This is a genomic window from Microbacterium sp. NPDC056057 (genome assembly GCF_042266945.1).
GTDB lineage: Bacteria > Actinomycetota > Actinomycetes > Actinomycetales > Microbacteriaceae > Microbacterium > Microbacterium trichothecenolyticum_C.
Genome location: NZ_JBHJWS010000001.1, coordinates 1289399 through 1311955 on the forward strand (window position 1 = coordinate 1289399; position 22557 = coordinate 1311955).

The window sequence follows — 22557 nt, forward strand, 5'->3', positions numbered from 1 at the left end:
GAGATGATGGATGCTGCGGGGCACAGCATCCATGTCTGCCCTTTAGTCTTCTCACCATGGGCGCGACGGCGAATGCCTATCTCACCGGCTTCGGCCGGTACCTGCCGGGGGAGCCGGTCGACAACGACGGCATCGTGGCGCGCCTCGGCGGGGACGACGCGGTGACCCAGCGCATCCGGCGGCGCATCCTCGACTCGAACGGCATCCGGCAGCGGCACTACGCGCTCGACGAGCACGGCGAGCCGACCGAGCTCAACGAGGAGCTCGCAGTCAAGGCCCTCCGTGCGGCGTTCGACGATCGCGGCGTCGACGCCCACGACATCCGCATGCTGGCGTGCGCGACGACGATGGGCGACGTGCTCGTGCCCGGTTTCGCGTCGATGGTGCACGGCCGACTCGGCGGCGGGCCGATGCAGCTGCTGTCGGCGTCCGGGGTGTGCGCGTCCAGCCTCGCGGCGCTCGACGCGGTCGTCAGCAAGATCCGGCTCGGCGATCACCCCCGCGCGGCCGTGGTGGGCTCGGAGCTCGCGAGCCGGAGCCTCCGGCAGCGCCGGTACGAGGGCATCCGTGCGGGCATGGACGCCCACTTCCTCCGGTGGATGCTGTCCGACGGAGCCGGTGCGGTCGTCGTCGAGTTCCAGCCCCATCCGAGCAAGCCGTCGCTGCGAGTCGACTGGGTGAGGCACGTCTCGCTCGCCCACGAGCACGACGTGTGCATGCGCGCCGGCATGGTCGGGGCCGAGCCGGAGGTCGGCGGAACCTGGCAGGACGTCGGCATCGCCGAGGGGGACGCGGCCGGCATGTTCCTGCTGCGGCAGGACGTGAGCATGCTCGACGACCTCGCGGATGCCGGCATCCGCCAGTTCGAGGAGCTCGTCGACATCGGGCTCGTCGACGTGCGCCACCTCGACCACGTCGTCTGCCACTACAGCACGAACATGTTCCGCGACGCCGCGTTCGAGGCGCTCCGGCGTCGCATCCCGACACTCGACACCGACCGTTGGTTCTCGAATCTCGAGACCCGCGGCAACACGGGCTCCGCGAGCATCTTCATCGCGCTCGAGGAGGCCTGGCGCACGGGGCGCTTCGCGCCGGGCGAGACCGTCCTTCTCGCCGTGCCCGAGTCGGGCCGGTTCTCGTTCGCCTTCGCCCATCTCACCGTGGTCGCGCCCCGCGACCAGCAAGGAGCATCGACATGAGCAGCACCACGACCGTCTCCGCCGACATCGCCCCCGAGGACGGCGCCGGAACGCTGTTCGAACGCCTGGCGGCCGTCTGGGTGGAGCTCGAGGACCGGTTGGACCGGGTGCCCATCCTGCAGCGCCTCGCCGACGGAACGGTGACGCTCGACGACTACCGGCGCCTGCTCTTCAACCTCCGCCAGCAGGTGGTCGACGGGTCGCCGTGGATCTCGCGTGCGGCGTCGAGCTTCGACATCGAGCACTTCGAGCTGCGTGCGGCCGCGATCCGCCACGCGGAGGAGGAGCACCGCGACTACCTGATGCTCGAGCGCGACTACGTCGCGATCGGCGGATCGCTCGACGAGCTGCGCCGCGGGCGCAAGAACATCGGCTCCGAGGCGTTGTCGGGCTACATGTTCCACTACGCGGGTCAGCCGAACCCGGTCGGTCTGCTGGGCGCGATGTTCATCATCGAGGGCCTGGGCGCGAAGCGTGCGGCGGGGTGGGCGGCGCGGTTCCAGGAGGTGCTCGGTCTCGCCGACAACCAGGTGCACTTCATGCGGTACCACCAGGATGCCGACGCCGAGCACACCGGGGACATGGAGGCGATCCTGACCTCGGGCATCATCGACGACCGCGATGCCGACGACATCGTCCGCTGCGCGCAGGTGGTGGCGCGGCTGTACGCGCTGCAGCTCGAGGAACTGGACCGCTGACGTGGCGGCGCCGCGCCCGAGCATGCCGGAGTTCGTGCGCTCTGACCCGAGTATGTGGGAGGCGGTGTACGCCGATCCCTCGGTGCCACTCGACCGCGCGCTGGTGCGTCAGATCATCAACGACCAGCGACGCCTGTCGCGGCGCTGGCTCTACCCGATCGCGCGGATCGTCTCCCGCGTGCTCGTCGCCGTCATCTCGATCGTGAAGCGCGTGCTGCCGTTCCGATGGATGCCGCTGAGCACGATGGACGCGCTGTGCGTGTGGTTCCTGCGGCGGTTCGTCTCGCCCGGCGCGGTCGAGCTGCTGATCCGGCACTTCGTGGTCGAGACGAACCTCGTGAACTTCATCATCCGCAATACGGCGGTCGACATGGCGCCGGTCACGCTGCGGCCGGAGACCCTCGCGGGACTCGGCGACTCGGCCGTCGTCGAGCACGACGTCAATGTGTACGACGTCCTGATCGCCCTCGACGGTGTTCCGCTCACGCGACCGGAGGTGCTCGACTTCGCGCAGCTCGACATCCCGCCGCTCGATGCCGAGCGCCGGCGTCGCCGCTACCTTCGGCTCGACATCCAGACCGCGCTGTGCTTCATGAACATCCCGTTCTCCATGGCGCTCACCGTGGAGGAGTACCGGCGGGCGGTGCACTCGATCCGGTTCGACGACTCGTTCCTCGAGATCCTTGCGCTCGTCACCGGCGACGACACGTTCCGCCACTGGAAGCTGGCGGGAATGAGCCTGTGGATGGACTCGAACGTCGATGTCCCGCGCATGGTCTACCGGCACGCGCTGGTGTGCGAGTACGCGCACGCCCACCTGGTGAAGCTCGCCGGCGGTGCCTACCCGCGAGACACCGCGGTCGAGCTGGACTGACCTCCGCGCGTCAGGCGATGTCGCGGGCCGGCTCGAACCGGTCCACGAGCGCCTGGACGACCGCTGCGACGTAGTCGCGGTCGAGCGGCTCACCCTCCCACGCCTGGTGCATCGGGAAGGCCTCGACGAGCGCGTCGAGGGCGCGGGCGGTCGGCTCGGTGAAGTGCAGGCCGAGGCTCGCGCGACTCACGAGCAGCCAGTCGCGGCAGAGGTCGTGCACCTTCGCGTCGTAGTTGCCGAACGAGTACATCTCGAAGAGCGCGCGCACCTCGTCGGTCGTCGCATACGAGCCGCAGATCAGGTCGACCACGGCTGCGCAGGCCTCATCGCGGGACCGTGCCCCCTCGAGGCTGGCCCGGTACTGCTCCGCCATGCGGGCCGCCAGTGAGGCGAACGCCTGCTCGAGGATGTCGGACAGCCCGTCGAAGTAGTAGGTGAGGGAGCCGAGTGGCACCCCGGCGCGGGCGGCGATGACGCGGTGGCTGGTCTGGTGCACCCCGCGCTCGCCGATCACCTCGAGCGCCGCCGCGATGATCCGCTCCCGCCGGTCCGGGTCATTCGCGCCTCGTGCCACCATCCGAAACCTCATCTCGTCGGGACCACCAGTTGTGTACGATAGTACAGATCAGTTGTGTACGATCGTACATACATCAAAGGATGCCGATGCCCACGTCTCTTCGCGCGCGCCGCCTCGCCCTGGCCACGCTCTTCTTCGTCCCCGGTGTCGGGATCGCGTCCTGGGTGACGCGCACGCCCGACATCCGTGATCTGCTCGGGGCGTCGACCGCCGAGATGGGACTCGTGCTGTTCGGCCTCTCGCTCGGCTCGATGATCGGCATCCTCTCGTCCGGTGCGCTCGTCGCGCGGCTGGGCGCTCGCCCGGTGATCGCCGCTGGAGCCGCGGGAATCGTGCTGAGCATGCCGCTCATCGGCATCGGCGCAGCCACGGGATCGGCATTCGCGGTCGCCGCGGGCCTCTTCCTCTTCGGCGCCGGCATGGGCGGCGGCGAAGTCGCGATGAACGTCGAGGGCGCGGACGTCGAGCGGGTGACGGATCGCTCCTTCCTTCCGACATTGCACGGATGCTTCAGCCTCGGCACCGTCGTCGGCGCCGTGGTCGGCATCGTGGCAACGGCTGCGGCGTTCCCGGTGCTCTGGCACCTCGTGATCGTCGGAGCGGTGGCCCTGGTCGCGGTTCTTCTCGCGGTCCCCGCGCTGCCGCCGCACACCGGTCGCGCCTACGGGGGCGAGACGACGACGGTGCGCGAGGACCGTCGTGCGCTGTGGAAGGACTCCCGCCTGCTCCTGATCGGCGTGATCATCCTGGCGATGGCGCTCGCCGAGGGCACCGCCAACGACTGGCTCCCGCTGGTCATGGTCGACGGCCACGGGTTCGATCCCGCCCTCGGCTCGACGATCTACGCCGTGTTCGCTGCCGCGATGACGATCGGCCGCTTCTCCGGCGGCTGGTTCATCGAGCGCTTCGGCCGCCCCGCCGTGCTCTGCGCCAGCGGCGTCTTCGCCGCCGTCGGCCTGGCGCTCGTGATCTTCGTCGACAGCCAGGTCGTGGCCGCCGCCGCGGTGCTGCTGTGGGGGCTCGGTGCATCGCTCGGGTTCCCGGTCGCGATCAGCGCGGCGGGCGACTCGGGTCCTGACTCGGCGGCACGGGTGTCGCTCGTGGCGACCGCCGGCTACGTCGCGTTCCTCGTCGGACCGCCCGCGCTGGGCTTCGTCGGGGACGAGTACGGCCTGCGCGCCGCGCTCCTGATCCCGCTCGTGTTCGTCGTCATCGCCGCGATGGTCGCACCGCTCATCGGCGGGCGGCGCCCTGCGCCGGTCCTGGTCGAGGAGGCCTGACAGCTCAGGGGCCGGCGACCAACGCCTTGAGGTGCGCGTACTCGTCCGGCATCCCCGGGTTCGCGAGGCGCGAGTCGCTGGGGACTCGCCCGGCGATGACGTCGTCGAGGTAGCGGCGGTCGGTGTCGAGGCGCGCCACGGCGTCGGACCCTGGCGTGCCGTGGCCCGGGATCACGACGGCGGCCCGGGCGGCGAACGGGGCGAGGAGGTCGAGCGCCGCGACATACGACGGAAGGTCGTCCGGATAGAAGGGGAGGGGCAGCTCGAGGTCGCTGAGCATGTCGCCGGCGATCAGCACCCGCTGTTCGGGCAGCCACACCGCGGTATGACCGGGCGCGTGGCCGTCGTGCACCACCAGCTCGGGGGCGAAACCTCGCGGAACGGACGAGGGCGGGAGCGCAGCATCCACTTCTTCCACCACCCCCATGAGGTCGACCAGCGGCTCCGGGAACTCGGCGCCGAGCGCGGCGACCAGGACATCCCTCTCTTCGCGGGCGAGCGCGGCGGTCGCCGCCGACGCCCAGCGTGGCGCGGAGCCGAAGCGCGGGTGCCACAGCAGGTGGTCGTGGTGGGCGTGCGTGGCGAAGCCGCCGATGACGCGGAGCCCGCGCGCGTCGAGCTCATCGGCGATGGCGTCCAGCTCGTCGGGCATCCACGCCGGATCGACGAGCAGCGCCTCGCGGTCCCGGCACAGCACGGTCGACGTCGTCGACATCACGCGGCTCGTGGCGACGAGCACGCCGTCCGCAACCTCGATCATCGCGGCTCACTCTAACCGCCCGGCTCCCGCCCCGGCGCGTTAGCATCGCACCGACGGAACGCGTGCGATGAGAGGCAGGCGAATGAGCCTGAGCGAGATCGACCCCACCGTGCCGCCCTCGGGTGAGGGCTGCGCCGATTGCGACGACGTCGGCGGGTGGTGGGTGCACCTGCGGCGCTGCGCGGTGTGCGGCGATGTGCGGTGCTGCGACACCTCGCCCGCGCAGCACGCCACGGCGCACTTCCGCGCGACCGGTCACCGGTACGTCCGCAGCTTCGAGCCGGGCGAGGAATGGTTCTGGGACTACGTCGCCGAGGACTACGTCGACGGACCAGAGCTCTCGCCGCCCGAGTCGCGGCCCGACACGCAGCCGTCGCCGGGGCCGGAGGGCCGTGTCCCAGCCGACTGGCGCGAGCTGATCCACCGCTGAGGAAGGAACTGCGATGGGCAACGCGAAGATGACGCAGCGCGAGTTCGAGCGCATGATGAAGCCCGCGCTCACCGACGCCCAGTGGGAGCGCCTGCTGTCGTTCGGCGAGCCGCACGACGTCGAGGCGGGCGAGTACCTGTTCGAGGCCGGCGATCTGGACTACGACCTGATCCTCGTCGACACGGGTGAGCTGGAGATCGTCCGCGTCGCCTTCGGCTGGGTGGGGGAGACCCACGTGGGCACGATGGGTCCGCGCAGCTTCGTCGGCGAACTCGGCCTGCTCAATGGGCAGGGCGCGTTCCTGTCGGCACGGGCGACGAAGGCGGGACGGATGCTGCGGGTCAGCCGTGCGCGCCTTCGCGTGCTGATGGCGGAAGACGACGAGCTGTGCGACATCATCCTCCACGCGCTGTGGGCGCGCCGCGAGATCCTCCGCACCGGACCCGCCGCGTTGACCCTCAAGCTCGTCGGACCTCGATCATCACGCGACTTCCTGGCGCTGCGACGCTTCGCGGAGCGGGTCGATCTCGTGCACACGGCGATCGAGCTGGCTCCGGGCGACCTCTGGACCCTCGGCGACCACGGCATCGGCCTCGACGACCTCCCGGTCGCCTTCATCCAGGGCGAGGCCATGAAGAACGCGACGCCCGGCATGGTCGCCGAACGGCTCGGCCTGAGCTACCAGGGTCGGGCCGACGAGGTGGTCGACCTGGTCGTCGTCGGCGGCGGACCAGCGGGCCTCGCCGCCGCCATCTACGGGGCCTCCGAAGGGCTCAGCACGGTGCTGCTGGATGCTGTGGCCCCGGGTGGGCAGGCCGCGGCGACGTCGCGCATCGAGAACTTCCTGGGCTTCCCGTTCGGCGTGAGCGGCGGCGACCTGATCGGCCAGGCGTCGCTCCAGGCGCTCAAGTTCGGCGTGCGGGTCTACGCGCCGTGCGAGGCGGCCGACCTCCGCCCGGCGGGGCGAGACCTCGACGTCACACTCACCGACGGCCGCGTCATCCGTGCCCGCACGGCGATCGTCACCTCCGGAGCCGCCTACCGCACGCTCGACCTCGATCGATGGAACGAGTTCGAGGGCGCCGGCATCTACTACGCGGCCACGCCGCTCGAGCTCCGGCAGGTGTTCGAGTCGCCGGTGGTGGTGGTCGGCGGGGCGAACTCCGCCGGGCAGGCGTCGCTGTATCTCGCCGCGAACGGATGCCCGGTGCACCTCGTGGTGCGCGGCTCCGACCTCGGCAGCCGCATGTCGTCGTACCTCGTGGACCGGCTGCTCGAAGACCCGCGGATCGACGTGCACACCGGGTCCCGCGTCACCGCGCTCGGCGGAGTGGCGGCCCTCGAGAGCGTGAGCATCGACTCGATCGGCGACGTCGCGGCCCGCGGACTGTTCTGCTTCATCGGCGCGGAGCCGGCGACCTCGTGGCTCGCCGAGCTCGATCGCGACGCCGACGGATTTCTCCGCACCGGCACGGACGTGTCGGTGCAGTCGCTGGAGCGCTGGCAGGGGATGGGCCGCGAACCGCTGCCGTTCGAGACCGCCGTGCCCCGCATCTTCGCCGCCGGCGACGTGCGCCGGGGCTCGATGAAGCGCGTCGCCGCGGCGGTAGGAGAGGGCTCCAGCGCGGTGGCATCCGTCCACCGCGCGCTCGCCGACATCCGCTGACGCCGTCGCGAGGGGTTCTCACGGTACCTGTCACAGCGGGGTCTCCCGCGCGCAGGCTGGCAGGAGTGGGATGGAGGATGCCGCGGGCGAACGCTCAGCGGCGCAAGGAGGAACCATGCACACCAGGCAGCTCGGACAGGGTCTCGAGGTCTCGGCGATCGGCATCGGCGCCATGGGGATGTCGATGAGCTACGGTCCGAACCCCGGGGACCGCGACGACATGATCGGCGTACTCCGCTACGCGGTGGACCAGGGCGTGACGTTCATCGACACCGCCGAGGTGTACGGACCGTACGACAACGAGGTGCTCGTCGGTGAGGCCATCGCCCCGATCCGCGACCGCGTGGTCGTTGCGACGAAGTTCGGCTGGGACATCGTCGACGGCAAGATGGTCGGGACCGACTCGCGCCCCGAGCAGATCCGGCGGGTCGCGGACACCTCGCTGCAGCGGCTCGGCGTCGACGCGATCGACCTGTTCTACCAGCACCGCGTCGATCCCGCCGTGCCCATCGAAGATGTGGCGGGCGCCGTCGGCGAGCTCGTCGCGGCGGGCAAGGTGAAGCACTTCGGTCTCTCCGAGGCCGGTGCGGCCACCATCCGTCGCGCGCACGCGGTTTTCCCCGTGACGGCCGTTCAGAGCGAGTACTCGCTGTGGACCCGCGACCCCGAGGCCGAGGTGCTGCCGACGTGCGCGGAGCTCGGCATCGGGTTCGTGCCGTTCAGCCCGCTGGGCAAGGGGTTCCTGACGGGCACCGTCACGGCAGACGCCACGTTCGGCGCCGGCGAGATCCGCGGCCGCGTCCCGCGGTTCGAGCCCGACAACCTCCGCGCGAACCAGGCCGTCGTCGACGGCGTGCGCGACGTCGCCGCCGCACGTGGGGCGACGCCCGGCCAGGTGGCCCTCGCGTGGCTGCTGTCGAGGCATCCGTCCATCGTCCCGATCCCGGGAACCCGCCGCCGCGAGCGCGTCGACGAGAACGCGGGCTCGACCGCCGTGGCGCTGTCGGCCGACGACATCGCGACGCTCGACGCGCTCGCCGCGGTCGTGGCGGGCAACCGCTACGACGACGCCGGCATGGCGATGGTCGGGCTCTGAGAAGGAGCACAGGATGAGCACGAGCAGGCAGCCGCAAGCGGCGACGGTCAAGGGACCCGCCGACTGGTTCAGCGGCGACGTCTACTTCAACGCCTACTACCGCGGCGAGGAACCCTCGCGCACGCGCCTGAACCTGGTGCGGTTCACCCCCGGCGCACATACCGCCTGGCACCGGCACGCGGTGGGGCAGACGCTCCATGTGACGGAGGGCCTCGGCTGGGTGCAGACGCGCGGTGAGGAGCCGATCGAGCTGCGCCCCGGCGACACGGTCTACACGCCCGCGGGGGAGTGGCACTGGCACGGCGCCGCCGCCGACCAGTTCATGTGCCACCTCGCGCTGTGGGAGGCGCCCGCCCCCGACGCCGACGAGCCCGAGACGGAGTGGGGCGACAAGCTCACCGAGGCCGAATACCCGGCGGGCGGCGCGTCATGACGGCGTGGGACGAGGCGGAGCTGCGCCGCATCGGCGCGGCCACCGAACTGCGCATCTCGTCGCGGCGGCCCGACGGGACGCTGCGCCCGGCCGTCACGATTTGGCACGCGGCCGTCGGTGACGCCCTCTACGTCCGGTCGGCGCACGGCCCCGAGAACGGGTGGTTCCGCCGCGCCGTGCGGTCGGGCACCGGTCGTGTCACAGCCGGCGGCGTCTCGAAGGACGTGACGTTCCGGCTGGCCGACGGGGCCGTTGCATCGGAGGTCGACGCCGCGTTGCACGCGAAGTACGACCGCTACGGGCCTGGTCCCGTCGGGGCGATCACCGGAACGGATGCTGCGGCCACGACCCTCCTCGTCACCCCGGTCTGAAGCGGCTCGACCCCTGCTGCTCACCTGTCACGAAGTGCCGGATCGCCCGGCACTTCGTGACAGGTGAGCAGCTTTCGTCGGCGCTGTGAGCGTCGAGCCGAGGCGTTTCCGCCGAGACAAGGGATACGGCACTCGGTCTCGGCGAGAATCCCCTGGCTCGAGGACAGTGCCGGCGCTCAGCGAGCGGCGGCGGCCGTGGCCGTGGCGTCGAACGCCGCGAACTCGGCGGCCTGCGTGGCCGCCCACGAGGCCAGGAGTTTGAGGGCGTCGGCCGACGGAGAGCCCGCGGGGGCCGTGTAGACGTTGAGCACGAGGCCCGGCTCGCTCGGCAGGTCCATCGACTCGTAGTTCAGCTCGAGGTCGCCGACCACCGGGTGATGCAGGCGCTTGAGGCCGCTGCGGTGGAACTTCACGTCGCGCGAGGCCCAGCGCTCGCGGAACAGCTCGCTCTGCGTGGAGAGCTCGCCGACGAGGCGGATGAGGTCGGGGTCGTGCGGGTTGCGACCCGCCTCCATCCGCAGCATCGCGGCGGAGTCGTGGGTGATCTGGTCGTAGTCGCGCCAGAAGTCGCGGGCAGCCGGGTTCAGGTACGCGAACCGGGTCGTGTTCACGGGCCGGCGCGGATCGTCGAAGACGGGGGAGTAGAGCGCGCGGGCGAGCAGGTTCGCCGCGAGGATGTCGTGGCGGCCGTTGCGCACCCAGGCCGGCGCCTCGGTGAACGCGTCCAGCACCTGCTGCACGGCCGGTCGTACCGTCGGCGAGGGGCGTCGGGCGGGCTTGCGGCCGGGGCCGGCCGCGCGCGCGAGATCGAACAGGTACTCGCGTTCCGCCTCATCGAGCTGCAGGGTGCGGGCGACGGCGTCGAGCACACCCTCCGACGCACCGGCGAGATTCCCGCGCTCGAGGCGCACGTAGTAGTCGACGGAGACGCCCGCGAGCATCGCCACTTCCTCGCGGCGGAGGCCGGCGACCCGGCGGTTGCCGCCGTACGCGGGCAGCCCCGCCTGCTCGGGGGTGAGCCGGGCGCGACGGGAGCTCAGGAACTCCTTGACCTCGGCGCGGATGTCAGCCATGACTCCACGCTACGTCGCCGGATCCCGCGCCGGCAGGTTCTGCGAGTGCCCGTCAACCCCGGCGTCACATCACCAGCCGCCGCGGGTGGGCGTGTGGCCCTCGCGGGCGTCGTCCGGCATCGCCATCTCGGCACGCACGCCGAGGAGCCGGATGGGTCTTCCGGGATCGATCTTCGCGACGAGCTCCATCGTGCGCGCCAGCACGACCTCGCGGTCGGACGTCGACGGGATCTTCTTCGTGAACGTCTTGGTGAGAAACGGCGCGTAGCGCACCTTCAGCCCGAGCCCCACGACGGGACGGTCGTCGGCGGCGACCTCGTCGAGCACTTCGCCGAGCAGCCGGCGGGCGGCGTCCTCGATCTCGATCGGCTCGACGATGTCGACCTGGAACGTCGTCTCCTTGCTGTGGCCCCGGGCGACCCACGGGGTGTCGTCGACGACATTCGACCCGTCGCCGCGACCGAGCTGGCGGTACCAGAGCCCCATCTTCGGCCCGAATTCGCGGGTGAGGGCGTCCGCGTCGGCGACGGCGAGCTCTGACACCGTCTCGACTCCCAGCAGCGCGAGCCGCTTCGAGATCTTCGATCCCACGCCCCACAGGGCGATCGTCGGGCGGTGCCCCATGACCTCGAGCCAGTTGTCTGCAGTGAGGTGGAAGGTGCCGCGCGGCTTGCCGAAGTCGGTGGCGTTCTTCGCCCGGACCAGGTTGTCGCCGATGCCGACGCTGCAGTGCAGGCGGGTGCGGTCGAACACGTCCTGCTGCAGCCTGCGGGCGTACCCTTCCGGATCGTCGGTGTCGACGCCGACGAACGCCTCGTCCCATCCGAGCACCTGCACCACGGCTCCCGGCTGCGCGCGCAGCGTCGCCATGACCTCCTCGGATGCTGCGAGATAGAGCGGCGCGTCGACCGGCAGGATCACCGCATCGGGGATCTTGCGCGCGGCGATGCGCAGCGGCATCCCCGACCCGACCCCGAACTCGCGCGCCTCGTACGACGCCGTGGAGACGACCGCGCGCTCGGTGGGGTCGCCGCGGCCGCCGACGATGACGGGCTTGCCCGCGAGCTCGGGGTTGCGCAGGATCTCGACGGCGGCGATGAACTGGTCGAGGTCGACGTGGAGCACCCACCGCCGGGGCGCGGGCGCGGCGAAGTCGCTCACGATCCCGCCCCTCGCGACCGGCGCATGACACGAGACTAGGCGCCGTCGCCGACACGGCGCATCGGCCGCGGATCAGTGGGAGGGCGGAGCCACCGACTCCCGCACCACCATCTCGGGCTCGAGCACGAGGTGCCGCGCGTGCTCCCCGGTGAGGATCTGGTGGTGCAGCATGCGGAACGTCGCGTCGCCGACCGCGCGGAAGTCGATCCGCATCGAGGTCAGCGGGGGAGAGAAGTACGCCGCCGTCGGCATGTCGTCGACACCGATGATGGAGAAGTCCGCCGGGGCGCGCAGCCCGCGCCCCTCCATCGCGCTCATGAACCCGAGCGCGATCTCGTCGTTGGCCGCGAACACCGCGGTGAAGGCCTCCGGATCGACCAGTTCGCCCGCGCGATGGCCCGACGCCGACGACCAATCGGTGGCGCCCGTCACGACGACGGGTGCGAGGCCCGCCTCGGCGATCGCGTCGCGATAGCCGCGCTCGCGTTCGACGGCCTCGTTGCGCGTGGCGGGACCGGCGACGTGGATGATGCGCCGGTGGCCGAGCGACGCGAGGTACCGCGTCGCTTCGAGACCTGCCGTGTGCGAGTGGGTGCTCGCCGATCCCTCTGCCGACCAGGGGAGCTCGGCGACGGTCATGACCGGAATGTTCTCGTCCCACCCGTCGAGAAGCGATTGGATGCCGGGGATCGGCGTCGACACGACCACACCGTCGACGGGCACCGAGAGGAAGTGGGCGAGCGCGCGCTTGGCCTCGCCCTCCCAGTTCTTCGCCTCGAAGTCGAGGTCGAGCTGGGCGATCATCAGCGTCACGTCGGCCTCGCGGGCCGCGAGCCCGAGCCCGGTGAGCACGCCCGCGCTGCCGTAGTTGAGCGCACCCATCGCGAGCACGCCGACGGTGTTGGTGCGCTGCGATCGCAGGTTGCGCGCCGACTGGTTGGGCACGTAGCCCAGCTCGTCGATCGCTCTCGTGATGCGTGTTCGCGTCTCGGCCCGGACGTAGCCGACCCCGGTGAAGTAGCGCGAGACCGTCTGGGTCGACACACCCGCGAGGCGGGCGACGTCGGCCATGCTCGGGCGCGCTCGGGGGCGTGATGTCGACATGTGCTCACTCTCACAGGCATTTGTAACGATGAGATAACGCTCCCTGTCATCCTATAGGTTTACGTTCACCTATCGCGTAGGTTTTCGATCACCTAATCGGTCAACCGGTTAGACGAACCGTCCCCACAGAGAAGGTCAAGGATGACTTCCATCCCCGACGCCGACGTCACCCGCACCGCGAAGAGCTGGACCCTCGGGACCAGTCCGTGGCAGACGATCCCCGCCGCCGGCGCCCCTCGCGCCCGCGTCATCATCGACAACGACTTCTCGGGCGACCCCGACGACCTGTACCAGCTCGTGCACCACCTGCTGTCGCCGAACGTCGACATCCGCCTCGTGGTCGCCTCGCACCTGCGCGACGGCGACCCCTTCGACAGCGGCCCCGACACGGCCGACAACGCGACCCTGGTCGTGCGCGACGTCTTCGCCCGCATGGGGCTCTCGTCGACCGAGGTCATCGTCACCGGGTCCAACCGGCCGCTCGCCGACCGGGCGACGCCGCAGCCGGCGGAGGCCGTCGAGGCGATCGTCGCCGAGGCGATGCGCGACGACGACACCCCGCTGTTCTTCGTCGCCGGCGGCGGCCTGACCGATCTCGCGTCGGCGTACCTCGTCGAGCCCCGCATCGCCGAGCGACTCACGGTGATCTGGATCGGCGGCCTCGAGCACGCGGGCCTCGCGGTGCCGCCGCCGGACGCGATGCCGATCGAGTACAACCTGCTGATCGACCTCGTCGCGGGGCAGGTGGTGTTCAACGACTCCGACCTCACGATCTGGCAGGTGCCGCGCGACGTGTACCGCCAGTGCCTCGTCTCGGATGCCGAATTGCGCATCCGCGTCGCGGCCGCCGGTCCGGTCGGCCGGTACCTCTACGACGAGACCGCCCTTGTGGTCGAGCGGGCCACCGGCGAGGGCCGCGGCCCCGCCGAGACCTACGCGCTCGGCGACTCGCCGCTGGTGCTGCTCACGGCGTTGCGGTCCCTGTTCGAAGCGGACCCGTCGTCGAGCCGCTACGTCGGGATGCCGACCCCGGCGCTCGCCGACGACGGCACGTATGTCGCGGTGCCGGATGCGCGGCCGATGCGCACGTACACGTGGGTCGACACCCGCCTCATGTTCGAGGACTTCTACCTCAAGCTCCAGGAGTTCAGCGCTTGGCAGCAGGACGACACCCCTTAGCCCGACCCGTACCCGAAGAGCCCGCACCAGGGCCCCAACCCCCAGAAGAAGGAAAGCAATGATGCACACCACGCGCATGTGGGGCGCTGTCGCCCTCACCGCGGCCGCCGTCACCGTCCTGGCCGGCTGCTCCGGAGGGGGCGCCGCGAGCGACTCCGACGAGCTGGTCATCTGGATGCCCACGCAGGAGGACACGCAGGGCACGGCCATCAACGCGCTCATCGACGAGTTCGAGAAGCAGAACGACGGCGTCACGATCAAGCTGGAGCAGCGTTCGGTCGACGAGCACAAGACGGCCCTGCGCCAGGTCGCCGGCACGGATGCGGGTCCCGACATCTACTGGTACTGGGAGGGCTCAGGCCTCGGCGGCGAGCTGGTCGATGCCGGGATGAGCCTCGACCTCACCGACTACTACGACGAGTACGGCTGGGAAGACCGCTTCACCGCAGCGTCGATGAGCGGCATCACCCAGTACGGCGGCTTCAACGGCGTGCCGTGGAGCCAGCAGGGCGAGGGTCTGTACTACAACAAGAAGCTCTTCGCACAGGCCGGCATCACCACCCCGCCGACCACGTACGACGAGCTCGTCGACGCGGCGCAGAAGCTCAAGGACGCCGGCATCACCCCCATCGAGTTCGGCGGCACGGTCAACTGGGACGTCATGCGCCTGCTCGACTCCCTCATCGAGACGGAGTGCGGCGCCGACATCGCCGATGAGCTCAACATGGGCCACGGCGACTGGGGCTCCGAGGAGTGCGTGACCGCCGCATTCACCGAGCTCAAGACGTGGGGCGACGACTACCTCAACGAGGGCTTCATGGGCATCAACAACGACGATGCCGCGCAACTGTTCTTCTCGGGCCAGGCCGCGATGTCGCTCGAAGGCACCTGGTACAACGCGCAGGTCGTCGACAACGGCATGAACCCCGACGACATCGGGATCATCACGTTCCCGACCGACACCGGCCGGCTGTACGGCTTCGGCGAGGCCTTCTACATCAACGCGGCCAGCGGCAACGCCGACCTCGCGGCGAAGTTCCTCGACTTCGGCACCTCCACCGAGGGCCAGGAGCTCGTCGGATCGGCGTGGGCCGCGCTCTCGGTGAACAAGGATGTCGCCGTCGACGACTCCAACCCGCTCAACGCGGTCTGGGCGGACCTGTTCAACCAGGCCGACGGCGGGTACACCAACAACGACCAGAACTTCTCGACGGCCGAGACGACCGAGTACTGGCGCATCCAGAACTCCGTGCTCACCGGCGACATCGATCCGGCCGACGCCGGCGCCGAGTTCCAGAAGTTCCGCGACTCGCAGTAGTCGCTCCCTCGCGGGGCGGGCCGCCCGCCCGCCCCGCCGATTCCATCCGGCCCCTCCGATATCCCAGAGGTGAACAATGGCCACTGTCACTGTCGTGACCCAGGGACGTGCGAAGAAGCGCGCCCCGAAGCACCACCGCTTCACGCTCGCGCTGCCGTACCTGATCCCGGCGGTCGTGCTCTACGGGTGGTTCCTGCTCTATCCGATGCTCGACTCCGTGCGGCTGTCGTTCTTCGAGTGGTCGGGCTTCCGCACCCAGGAGCCCGTGTGGGTCGGCCTGGACAACTACGTGCGACTGTTCACGCAGGACGCCGTGTTCTGGACCGCCTTCCGCAACTCCGTGGTGTGGGTGATCCTGTCGCTGATCCTCCCCACCGGCATCGCGCTGCTCCTCGCGCTCGGCCTGAACCGCAAGATGATCGGGCGCAATCTGATGCGCGCGGTCTTCTACATCCCCGCCGTCTTCGCCTCGATCACGGTCGCGGCGATGTGGCGGTGGATCTACAACCCGACCCTCGGCGCGGTGAACCAGTTCCTCGAGGCCGTGGGCCTGGGCGCCTGGGCGCAGTCCTGGCTGGGGGATCCGCAGTTCGCTCTCGGCTCGATCTTCGTCGCGAACATCTGGCAGGCCGTCGGCTTCAGCATGGTGCTGTTCCTCGCCGGCCTGCAGACGGTGCCCGTCGAGCTGATCGAAGCGGCGAAGCTCGACGGCGCGAACGCGTGGCAGCGGTTCCGTGCCGTCACGGTCCCGGCGCTGCGGCCCACCACGATCGTCGTGATCATCCTCACGATCATCAACTCGCTGAAGGTCTTCGACCTCGTCGTCGGCATGACCGGCGGCGGACCCGCACAGTCCACCCAGGTGCTCGCGCTGTGGTCGTACACGCAGTCGTTCACCAACCACCAGTTCGGCATGGGCGGCGCCGTCGCCACTGTGCTGCTGATCGTCACGCTCGCCCTGGTCATCCCGTACATGGCCTGGTCCATGAAGGGAGAAGACCGATGAGCAGCGCTGTGGCTACCCCGGTCATCGCACCGGAGATCTACGACACGAAGAAGATGCGCCGCCGTCGCGGCAGCCCCGACTACGTGGGCATCGGCCTGTGGATCGCACTGGGCGTCACCGCCCTGCTGTGGTTCCTGCCGCTCTACCTCATGTTCATGACGTCGGTGAAGAGCAAGCCCGACCTCAACAACCTTCCGATGTGGTCTCTGCCCACCTCGTGGGAGTGGGGCAACTACGCCTCGGCGATCGACACCGGAGACTTCTGGACCACCGCAGGCAACAGCCTCCTCGTCGCGATCATCAAGGTGCCGCTCGGTCTCGCGATCGCCGCCGCCGCCGCGTACGCCCTGGCGCGCATCCGCTTCCGCGGGGGCCGCACGGTCCTCATGGTCATCGCGATCGGCTCCATGGTGCCGGTGCAGATCGGGCTCGGCCCGCTGTTCAGCACCATGCTGAACCTCGGCCTGCTCGACTCGCTGTACGGCCTCATCCTCCCGTACCTCGCGTTCGGCATCCCGTACCAGATCTTCGTGCTCTACGGCTTCTTCCGCGGCATCCCCGAGGAGCTCGAGGAGTCCGCCCGCATCGACGGCGCCTCGACCTTCCGGATCTTCTGGCAGATCATCCTGCCGCTCGCGAAGCCCGCGCTCGCCGCCCTGTTCGTGCTCGACTTCGTCGCGACGTGGAACGAGTACGCCATGGCGACCACGCTGCTGCGCACCCAGTCGAACTGGACCATCCCACTCGCCGTGCAGAGCTTCTCCACCCAGCACGGCACCGACTACGGCCCGATGAACGCCTTCATCTTCATGTCGGCGATCCCCGTGCTCATCGTCTACCTGCTGTTCCAGCGCTACTTCGTCCAGGGAGCGCTCGCCGGCGCCGTCAAGGGCTGACCGCCTCCAGCACGGAACGGGACGGATGCTGCGGGCCGCAGCATCCGTCCCGTCTCTGTGTTCGTCGCTCGCTGCCGTCTGCGACCGAGCCGGCCCAGCGTCGACGTGGGAACGTCTCCGCCGAGGTGGCAGTACTGGTCGCCTTGAGCGCCCGGGTCGCGTCAACAGGTGCCACATCCGCTCCCGGCACTCGCCTGAAGGTGGCAGGTTTCGTCGCCTCCGCGCCGGCGTCGCGACGTCGGGTGCCACCTCGAGCATGCGAGGCGGAGTCCTGCGGCGCTGAGCGGTGTCAGCCCAGCGTCGAAATCAGCCGCTCGGCGGCCCGGAGCAAGGCGCCGGGCCGCAGCATCCATCATGCGAACGCGAACACGGGCGGGAAGACCACCACGACGATCGCCGCCCACGTGAGGTAGACGGGCATGAAGCCGGTCTGCCAGCGCTCGAGACGCTCGTAAGGCGTACGCCGCATCGCGAACCGCAGCTGCAGCCAGGCCGCGCCGGCGAGGTTCGCCAGCAGGATGACGTTGAGCCCGAGCGAGGCGAGCTTGTTGGGGCTCGCGCCCCACTCGGCGATACGCCCGATCATCGCGACGAGCACCATGATGTCGACGACGAGCGCCGCGACGACCATGACGAGCTGCATCCGGTCGAACCAGGAGGGCGGCGCCAGCGGATCGCGGGCCGAGAGCGCGTACAGCAGCAGGCCGACCACGACGACGAGCACGATGTCGAAGAGGATGAGCAGGTCGCGCTGGCCGAACATCTCGGTCGAGCTGTCGTCGATGAGGTTCCCCTGGATGAAGCCCGCGACGATGAAGGCGAGCAGCAGCAGCGTGAACAGCGGCGTGAAGAGCTTCGTGAGCACCGGGGCGATGTTCTCGATGACGCTCTGCTTCGCCTCGACCAGCCACGCCGCGATGATGATCGCGCCCGCGAGGCCGCACGGGATCATGACCTCCTCGACGAACCAGCCTGCGTCCAGGTCGATCGCGGCGAAGACCCCCATCGTGAGCGCGATGAGCACGCCGCCGCCGAGCGCGATGAGGGCGAGGTAGACCACCCACTCGCCCGTGAACCGGATGAAGTCCATGCGGGCGCGGCTCGACCTGACGCGTCCGTTGACGTAGCCGATGCCGGTGACGAGCCACAGCACCACGACGAGGTGCGTCGCCGCGAGCATGAGTGTCGCGCCGCCCGGGGCGAACGGATAGACCGCCATCACGACGGCGGCCGCGACGAACGGCACCGCCACGACCGCGATGGTCGGGAGCGCGGCCTTCCGCCGCGTCAGGAAGTACGCCGCGAGGAAGGGCAGCACGAGCAGCGCGTACCAGCGGCCGTAGAAGTCGCCGTTCTCCGCGAACTGAATGCCGAACAGGGCCGGGATCTTCACCGCCAGCGCGGCTGCCACCGCGAGACCGACCGCGAGCAGCAGCCCGCCGCCGGTGCGTGGGGCGCGCGGCTCGTCCTGGAACATCAGCTGCTTCCAGAGCCGCTCGGAGTGCTCGCGCGCGAACTCGCGCGAGAGGTCGTCGAGGCCGCCGAGCCGCTTCACCGCCACGAGGAACGCTTCGTCGCCGTCGAGACCGGAGGCCTCGAGCCGGTCGATCTGGCCGCGCAGATGGTCTTCGAGCTCGTCGACGTCGCGGCCGTCGATCGCCTCCGGGCGCGAGACGTACGCGCGCCACGTCGAGATCTGCTCCTCGATGCGGGGGTCGAGGTCTTCGGTCATGTCAGGCCCCTCCGAACGCCGGGATGCCGGCGAAGTCGGTGCCGCCGTCGCGATCCGACCACACGCGCTGCAGCGCCCGGCTCACGACGGCCCACTGCTGCCGCTGCTCGGCGAACGCCGCACGGCCGGTCTGGCTGAGCCGGTAGTGCTTGCGGGGTCGCCCGTTGGGGGAGGCGCCCCACGACGACTCGACGTGCCCGAGGCGCTCGAGCCGGTGCAGCAGCGGGTACAGCATGCCGTCGCTCCACTCGAGCTCTCCGCCCGACAGCTCGCCCACCCGCTGCAGGATCGCGTAGCCGTAAGACTCGCCCTCCGAGAGGATGCCGAGCACCATCGGCGTCGCCGCCGCGGCGACCAGGTCCTTGCCGATCTTCACGTCGCCTCCATACCTAGAAGTTCTAGGTACATAGAAGTACAAGTTACGTAGAACCGCAAGGTATGAACCATGACGCCCCGTGACACCGCGGGTCGCCGCGGATCGCACGGTGGGAATGCGGTCGCCCGCGCCGTGTTGGGATGGAAGGGCGAACCGCCCCTCCCCGGACGAAGGAATCGAATGACCCTCCCCGCGAGCACCCCCGACACCGTCACCGACGCGCGCTGGCGCGCCGTGTCGAGCGAGCACGGCATCGCCGCGCTGCGCCACACGCACTGGCTCGACAGCGAGCCGCGCGCGTACGACGGAGCGCCTGGGGTGTGGCGGGCGGTCGACGGCAAGGTCGCGGGTGCCCGCCTTCGCGCCGACGCGCCCGGTGCTCCGGCCGATGAGGTCGTGCTCGCTCCCGGCGAGCACCTCGATGTGGGAGGCGTCCGGCTGAAGGCGATCAGCCGTGAGGGCGCGCCGGCGCTGCGGGTGTTCGATCCCGAGACTCCCGGACGCACCCGGCTGCGCGGCATCCTGTCGTTCCCTCACGACGATGCGTGGGCGCTGCCCGGGGTCTTCCGCCCCGCGTCCGAGGGCGAGATCAACGTCATCCGCAGCGTCGACGGCTACGAGCGCGAGGAGCCGGCCGTCGGCACGATCGCACTCGAGGTCGACGGGTCGCCGGTCGAGCTCACGGTCACGGGCGATCCCGCCCAGGGGCTCAGCGCGGTCATCGCCGACGCCACGAGCAACGTCGACGCCTACCGGTTCCGGTTCCTCGAGATCGACGCGCCCGCCGCGGACGGCACCGTGACCGTGGACTTCAACCAGGCGTACCTGCCGCCGTGCGCGTTCAGCGACCACTACGTGTGCCCGCTCCCGCCCGCGAACAACCGCCTCGTCGTCCGCGTCGAAGCGGGCGAGAGAATCACCGAAATCGCGTGAGGGTGATGCTCGCACCCCGGGGTGGGGTGCGAGCACAATGGGGCCACGGCCGGAGCGCATCCGGCATCGCCCGATACGAGGAGCCTCGCCATGGCCCGTTCCCTCTCCGACATGCGCGAGCGGTCACGCGCGCGTGCCCAGGCCCGTGCCGAGGCGCGGTCCGAGCTGAAGAACACCGCGTACGAGATCTTCATCGGCGCGCTGTCGATCCTGTCGATCCTCAACCTCGTGCTGGTCTACGCGGTGAGCGGCGACAGCGCCCTCGAGCTCGTGCTCTCGGTCATGAACGCGCTGTTCAGCGCCATCTTCCTGGGCGACTTCATCTACCGCATCTCGACCGCTCCGAAGGCGTCGCGCTACTTCTTCCGCGGATTCGGCTGGGCAGACCTCCTCGCCAGCCTCCCGTTCCCGCAGTTCAAGATCCTGCGGCTGTTCCGCCTGCTGCGGGTCTTCCGGCTGCTGCGCGAGCTCGGCCCGCGGACCGTCTGGACCACCCTCATCCGCGATCGCGCGAACAGCGCGCTGATGACCCTGCTGCTGATGGGCATCCTGGTGCTGCAGTTCGGCAGCATCTCGATCCTCTACGTCGAAGAGGACGCCGACGGCGCGAACATCACCTCGGCGTCCGACGCGCTCTGGTACACGATCGTCACGATCTCCACCGTCGGCTACGGCGACCAGTACCCGGTCACCAACGCGGGCCGCATGATCGGCACGCTCATCATCGTGGTCGGCGTCGGCATCTTCGGTACCTTCACCGGTTACCTCGCGAACCTCTTCCTCGGTCCTCGCAGAGCCGCAGAAGACGCGGAGACGGATGCTGAGACCCCGGCGACGACCGATGGCGCGACCGCCTCACCCACCGAGGCGCCGCCGTCGATCGCCGATCACGCCGCGAAGGGCGTTGCGGCGGGAGCGGTGGCGGGCGCTGTGAAGGCGGGGGTCGCCGCGGGGCAGGGGAGCGGCCCGGGGGCGCCGATCGCGGGCACGCCGGAATCGCCCGGGCTCGAGCCCGAGGCGGCCGCACCCGAGTCGCCCGAGCACACCGTCGAGCGCCTCCGGGTGCTGCTTGCGCAGTCAGAGGAGACGATGGCCGAGATGCGCCGGCTCCTCGCCGACGCGACGCGGTAGCGGGCGGGTCAGTGGCGCGAGGCGACCGCGTTCCAGACGCCGGCGCCGAGTACGACGGACGCGGCGAGCAGGGGCGCGAGGAGTGCGGTGCCGGCTCCGGTCGCGTCGGCGACGAGACCCGTGAGAGCGGATGCTGCGGACTGGCCGACGACGATGGCAGAGCCGAGCATCGTCATCACGGTGGCGGAACGGCCCCGCGGGCTGAACGCGGCGGCGAGGCTGTACTGCGAGACGAGGGTAGGGCCGATGCCGACGCCGATCACGAGGAGGCAGATCGCGATCGCGCCGATGCTGCCGGCGAACGGCAGCGCGATGGTGCCCGCGACCAGGATCGACGCGAACGTCAGCCACCGCGCGCGCAGCGTGAAGCGCGCCGGGAACAGCGCCACGCCGAGAGCGAGGGCCGCCGAACCGATGCCCATCGCCCCGTAGACGAGCCCGGCCTGCTCGGGCACGCCGCGCTCGGCCATGAAGGCCGTCAGCGAGGTGAGCATCGCGCCGAAGAACAGGCCCATACCCAGCGCGCCGACGACGGGGGCCAGCACGCGGGGACGGAACAGCTCGCGAACGGACGCCTGCTCCGGCCTCACAGCCCCCGCCGATGCGGTCGCGGGCTCCGCCGTCGGGTGCAGCGCGAACGCGCTCACGAAGATCAGGCCCAGCACGGCGGCGCCGATCACCGGCGCGGCGGGGTTGAGAGTGGTCGCGAGCAGGCCCACGATCACCGGGCCGAAGACGAACACGATCTCGTCGGCCGCGGACTCGTACGCCATCGCACCGTTCACGACGGGCGTCCGGCGCTCCTTCGGGTACGCCCGGCCGATGATGCCGACGAGGCGGCTGCGCGAGAGCGGTGCGACCTGGGGCATGGTCGCGCCGATGAAGAACGCGACGGCGAGGAGCGCAGCATCCGGAACCGGCGCGAAAGCCAGCCACGCCATCGTCGCGAGCATCGCGCTGTTCGCCGCGCCCGCGATCAGCAGCACGCGGCGCTGGCCGAAGCGATCGGCGGCCGCTCCCAGCAGCGGACCGACGAGGGCGGTGCCGAGGCCGGTCATGGCGCTCGTCGCGCCGCCGAGCGCGAGCGAACCGCGTGCCGAGACGACGAGTGTCAGGATGCCGACCACCATCATCGCGAACGGCAGGCGCGCGATCAGCGCGATCGGGAAGTAGGCGTAGCCCGCCTCGCGGATGAGGCTGGGGCGCCGGACCGTGGCGCGCGCAGCGGTGTCGGTCTCGACGAGTGTCGTGTGCATCTTGCTCC

The 22557-nt window shown here is 70.3% G+C and carries 23 protein-coding genes; 15 read left to right on the forward strand and 8 right to left on the reverse strand.

The annotated features are described in order from the left end of the window. Positions 1-56: 56 nt before the first annotated feature. Genes ACFC1K_RS05435 through ACFC1K_RS05445 form a run of 3 tightly spaced genes read left to right on the forward strand, consistent with a single transcriptional unit; the run spans position 57 to position 2771 of the window. Complete coding sequence (locus ACFC1K_RS05435; protein ID WP_375870773.1) at positions 57-1199, forward strand: 3-oxoacyl-[acyl-carrier-protein] synthase III C-terminal domain-containing protein; 1143 nt, start codon at positions 57-59, stop codon at positions 1197-1199. Then, positions 1196-1897 (forward strand): iron-containing redox enzyme family protein, encoded by a 702-nt coding sequence (locus ACFC1K_RS05440; RefSeq protein WP_375870774.1) that lies wholly within the window; start codon positions 1196-1198, stop codon positions 1895-1897. The genes ACFC1K_RS05435 and ACFC1K_RS05440 overlap by 4 nt, the downstream gene beginning before the upstream one ends. A gap of 22 nt (positions 1898-1919) precedes the next feature. After that, the gene (locus ACFC1K_RS05445) at positions 1920-2771 is read left to right on the forward strand and encodes a DUF6999 family protein (RefSeq protein ID WP_375871154.1); all 852 of its coding nucleotides are present in this window, start codon (positions 1920-1922) and stop codon (positions 2769-2771) included. A gap of 10 nt (positions 2772-2781) precedes the next feature. Here the strand turns inward: ACFC1K_RS05445 and ACFC1K_RS05450 are convergent, their stop codons facing one another. Beyond that, the gene (locus ACFC1K_RS05450; RefSeq protein WP_375870775.1) at positions 2782-3348 is read right to left on the reverse strand and encodes a TetR/AcrR family transcriptional regulator; all 567 of its coding nucleotides are present in this window, start codon (positions 3346-3348) and stop codon (positions 2782-2784) included. An 86-nt stretch (positions 3349-3434) separates the two neighbouring features. Between ACFC1K_RS05450 and ACFC1K_RS05455 the strand changes: the two genes are divergently transcribed. Beyond that, positions 3435-4628, forward strand: coding sequence for an MFS transporter (locus ACFC1K_RS05455; RefSeq protein ID WP_375870776.1), 1194 nt, complete (start codon positions 3435-3437; stop codon positions 4626-4628). 4 nt (positions 4629-4632) lie between these two features. On the opposite strand, the gene ACFC1K_RS05460 is transcribed toward ACFC1K_RS05455, so the two are convergent. Beyond that, positions 4633-5388, reverse strand: coding sequence for an MBL fold metallo-hydrolase (locus ACFC1K_RS05460; protein ID WP_375870777.1), 756 nt, complete (start codon positions 5386-5388; stop codon positions 4633-4635). Positions 5389-5470: 82 nt separating this feature from the next. Between ACFC1K_RS05460 and ACFC1K_RS05465 the strand changes: the two genes are divergently transcribed. The 5 genes from ACFC1K_RS05465 to ACFC1K_RS05485 all read left to right on the forward strand — a co-directional run bounded on the left by ACFC1K_RS05465 (position 5471) and on the right by ACFC1K_RS05485 (position 9384). Next, positions 5471-5818 carry a UBP-type zinc finger domain-containing protein gene (locus tag ACFC1K_RS05465; RefSeq protein ID WP_310285731.1) on the forward strand — a complete coding sequence of 116 codons (348 nt, stop codon included), beginning with the start codon at positions 5471-5473 and terminating at the stop codon, positions 5816-5818. Between the two features lie 13 nt (positions 5819-5831). Further along, positions 5832-7484 (forward strand): FAD-dependent oxidoreductase, encoded by a 1653-nt coding sequence (locus ACFC1K_RS05470; protein ID WP_375870778.1) that lies wholly within the window; start codon positions 5832-5834, stop codon positions 7482-7484. A 115-nt stretch (positions 7485-7599) separates the two neighbouring features. Then, positions 7600-8580, forward strand: coding sequence for an aldo/keto reductase (locus ACFC1K_RS05475; protein ID WP_375870779.1), 981 nt, complete (start codon positions 7600-7602; stop codon positions 8578-8580). A gap of 13 nt (positions 8581-8593) precedes the next feature. Beyond that, positions 8594-9013 carry a cupin domain-containing protein gene (locus ACFC1K_RS05480; protein ID WP_310285722.1) on the forward strand — a complete coding sequence of 140 codons (420 nt, stop codon included), beginning with the start codon at positions 8594-8596 and terminating at the stop codon, positions 9011-9013. After that, positions 9010-9384 carry a DUF2255 family protein gene (locus ACFC1K_RS05485; RefSeq protein ID WP_375870780.1) on the forward strand — a complete coding sequence of 125 codons (375 nt, stop codon included), beginning with the start codon at positions 9010-9012 and terminating at the stop codon, positions 9382-9384. The genes ACFC1K_RS05480 and ACFC1K_RS05485 overlap by 4 nt, the downstream gene beginning before the upstream one ends. A 176-nt stretch (positions 9385-9560) precedes the next feature. On the opposite strand, the gene ACFC1K_RS05490 is transcribed toward ACFC1K_RS05485, so the two are convergent. The 3 genes from ACFC1K_RS05490 to ACFC1K_RS05500 all read right to left on the reverse strand — a co-directional run bounded on the left by ACFC1K_RS05490 (position 9561) and on the right by ACFC1K_RS05500 (position 12722). Then, positions 9561-10457: a helix-turn-helix transcriptional regulator gene (locus ACFC1K_RS05490; RefSeq protein ID WP_310285717.1), complete on the reverse strand. Its 897-nt coding sequence runs from the start codon at positions 10455-10457 to the stop codon at positions 9561-9563. Positions 10458-10526: 69 nt separating this feature from the next. After that, positions 10527-11582, reverse strand: a complete 1056-nt coding sequence (locus ACFC1K_RS05495) for a DNA polymerase IV (protein ID WP_375871155.1) — start codon at positions 11580-11582, stop codon at positions 10527-10529. 108 nt (positions 11583-11690) lie between these two features. Continuing rightward, a complete protein-coding gene (locus ACFC1K_RS05500) occupies positions 11691-12722 on the reverse strand; it encodes a LacI family DNA-binding transcriptional regulator (protein ID WP_375870781.1) in 1032 nt (343 codons plus the stop codon). Positions 12723-12863: 141 nt separating this feature from the next. Between ACFC1K_RS05500 and ACFC1K_RS05505 the strand changes: the two genes are divergently transcribed. The 4 genes from ACFC1K_RS05505 to ACFC1K_RS05520 all read left to right on the forward strand — a co-directional run bounded on the left by ACFC1K_RS05505 (position 12864) and on the right by ACFC1K_RS05520 (position 17121). Further along, positions 12864-13901: a nucleoside hydrolase gene (locus tag ACFC1K_RS05505; RefSeq protein ID WP_375870782.1), complete on the forward strand. Its 1038-nt coding sequence runs from the start codon at positions 12864-12866 to the stop codon at positions 13899-13901. Between the two features lie 61 nt (positions 13902-13962). Then, entirely contained in the window at positions 13963-15219 is a 1257-nt protein-coding gene (locus ACFC1K_RS05510) for an ABC transporter substrate-binding protein (RefSeq protein WP_375870783.1), read from the forward strand. A 76-nt stretch (positions 15220-15295) separates the two neighbouring features. Further along, a complete protein-coding gene (locus tag ACFC1K_RS05515) occupies positions 15296-16225 on the forward strand; it encodes a carbohydrate ABC transporter permease (protein WP_375870784.1) in 930 nt (309 codons plus the stop codon). Continuing rightward, the gene (locus ACFC1K_RS05520; RefSeq protein ID WP_375870785.1) at positions 16222-17121 is read left to right on the forward strand and encodes a carbohydrate ABC transporter permease; all 900 of its coding nucleotides are present in this window, start codon (positions 16222-16224) and stop codon (positions 17119-17121) included. The genes ACFC1K_RS05515 and ACFC1K_RS05520 overlap by 4 nt, the downstream gene beginning before the upstream one ends. A 352-nt stretch (positions 17122-17473) precedes the next feature. On the opposite strand, the gene ACFC1K_RS05525 is transcribed toward ACFC1K_RS05520, so the two are convergent. Next, on the reverse strand, positions 17474-18853 hold the full coding sequence (locus ACFC1K_RS05525; RefSeq protein ID WP_375870786.1) for a permease prefix domain 1-containing protein: 1380 nt from the start codon (positions 18851-18853) through the stop codon (positions 17474-17476). Position 18854: 1 nt separating this feature from the next. Next, positions 18855-19229, reverse strand: coding sequence for a PadR family transcriptional regulator (locus tag ACFC1K_RS05530; RefSeq protein ID WP_375870787.1), 375 nt, complete (start codon positions 19227-19229; stop codon positions 18855-18857). Positions 19230-19409: 180 nt separating this feature from the next. Here ACFC1K_RS05530 and ACFC1K_RS05535 point away from each other — a divergent pair, with 180 nt between their 5' ends. Together ACFC1K_RS05535 and ACFC1K_RS05540 are read left to right on the forward strand one after the other, a co-directional pair. Next, a complete protein-coding gene (locus ACFC1K_RS05535; protein ID WP_375870788.1) occupies positions 19410-20162 on the forward strand; it encodes a DUF1684 domain-containing protein in 753 nt (250 codons plus the stop codon). A gap of 90 nt (positions 20163-20252) precedes the next feature. After that, positions 20253-21293: a potassium channel family protein gene (locus ACFC1K_RS05540; RefSeq protein ID WP_375870789.1), complete on the forward strand. Its 1041-nt coding sequence runs from the start codon at positions 20253-20255 to the stop codon at positions 21291-21293. An 8-nt stretch (positions 21294-21301) separates the two neighbouring features. Here ACFC1K_RS05540 and ACFC1K_RS05545 read toward each other — a convergent pair whose 3' ends face one another. Next, positions 21302-22549, reverse strand: a complete 1248-nt coding sequence (locus tag ACFC1K_RS05545; RefSeq protein ID WP_375870790.1) for an MFS transporter — start codon at positions 22547-22549, stop codon at positions 21302-21304. Between the last annotated feature and the right edge of the window lie 8 nt (positions 22550-22557).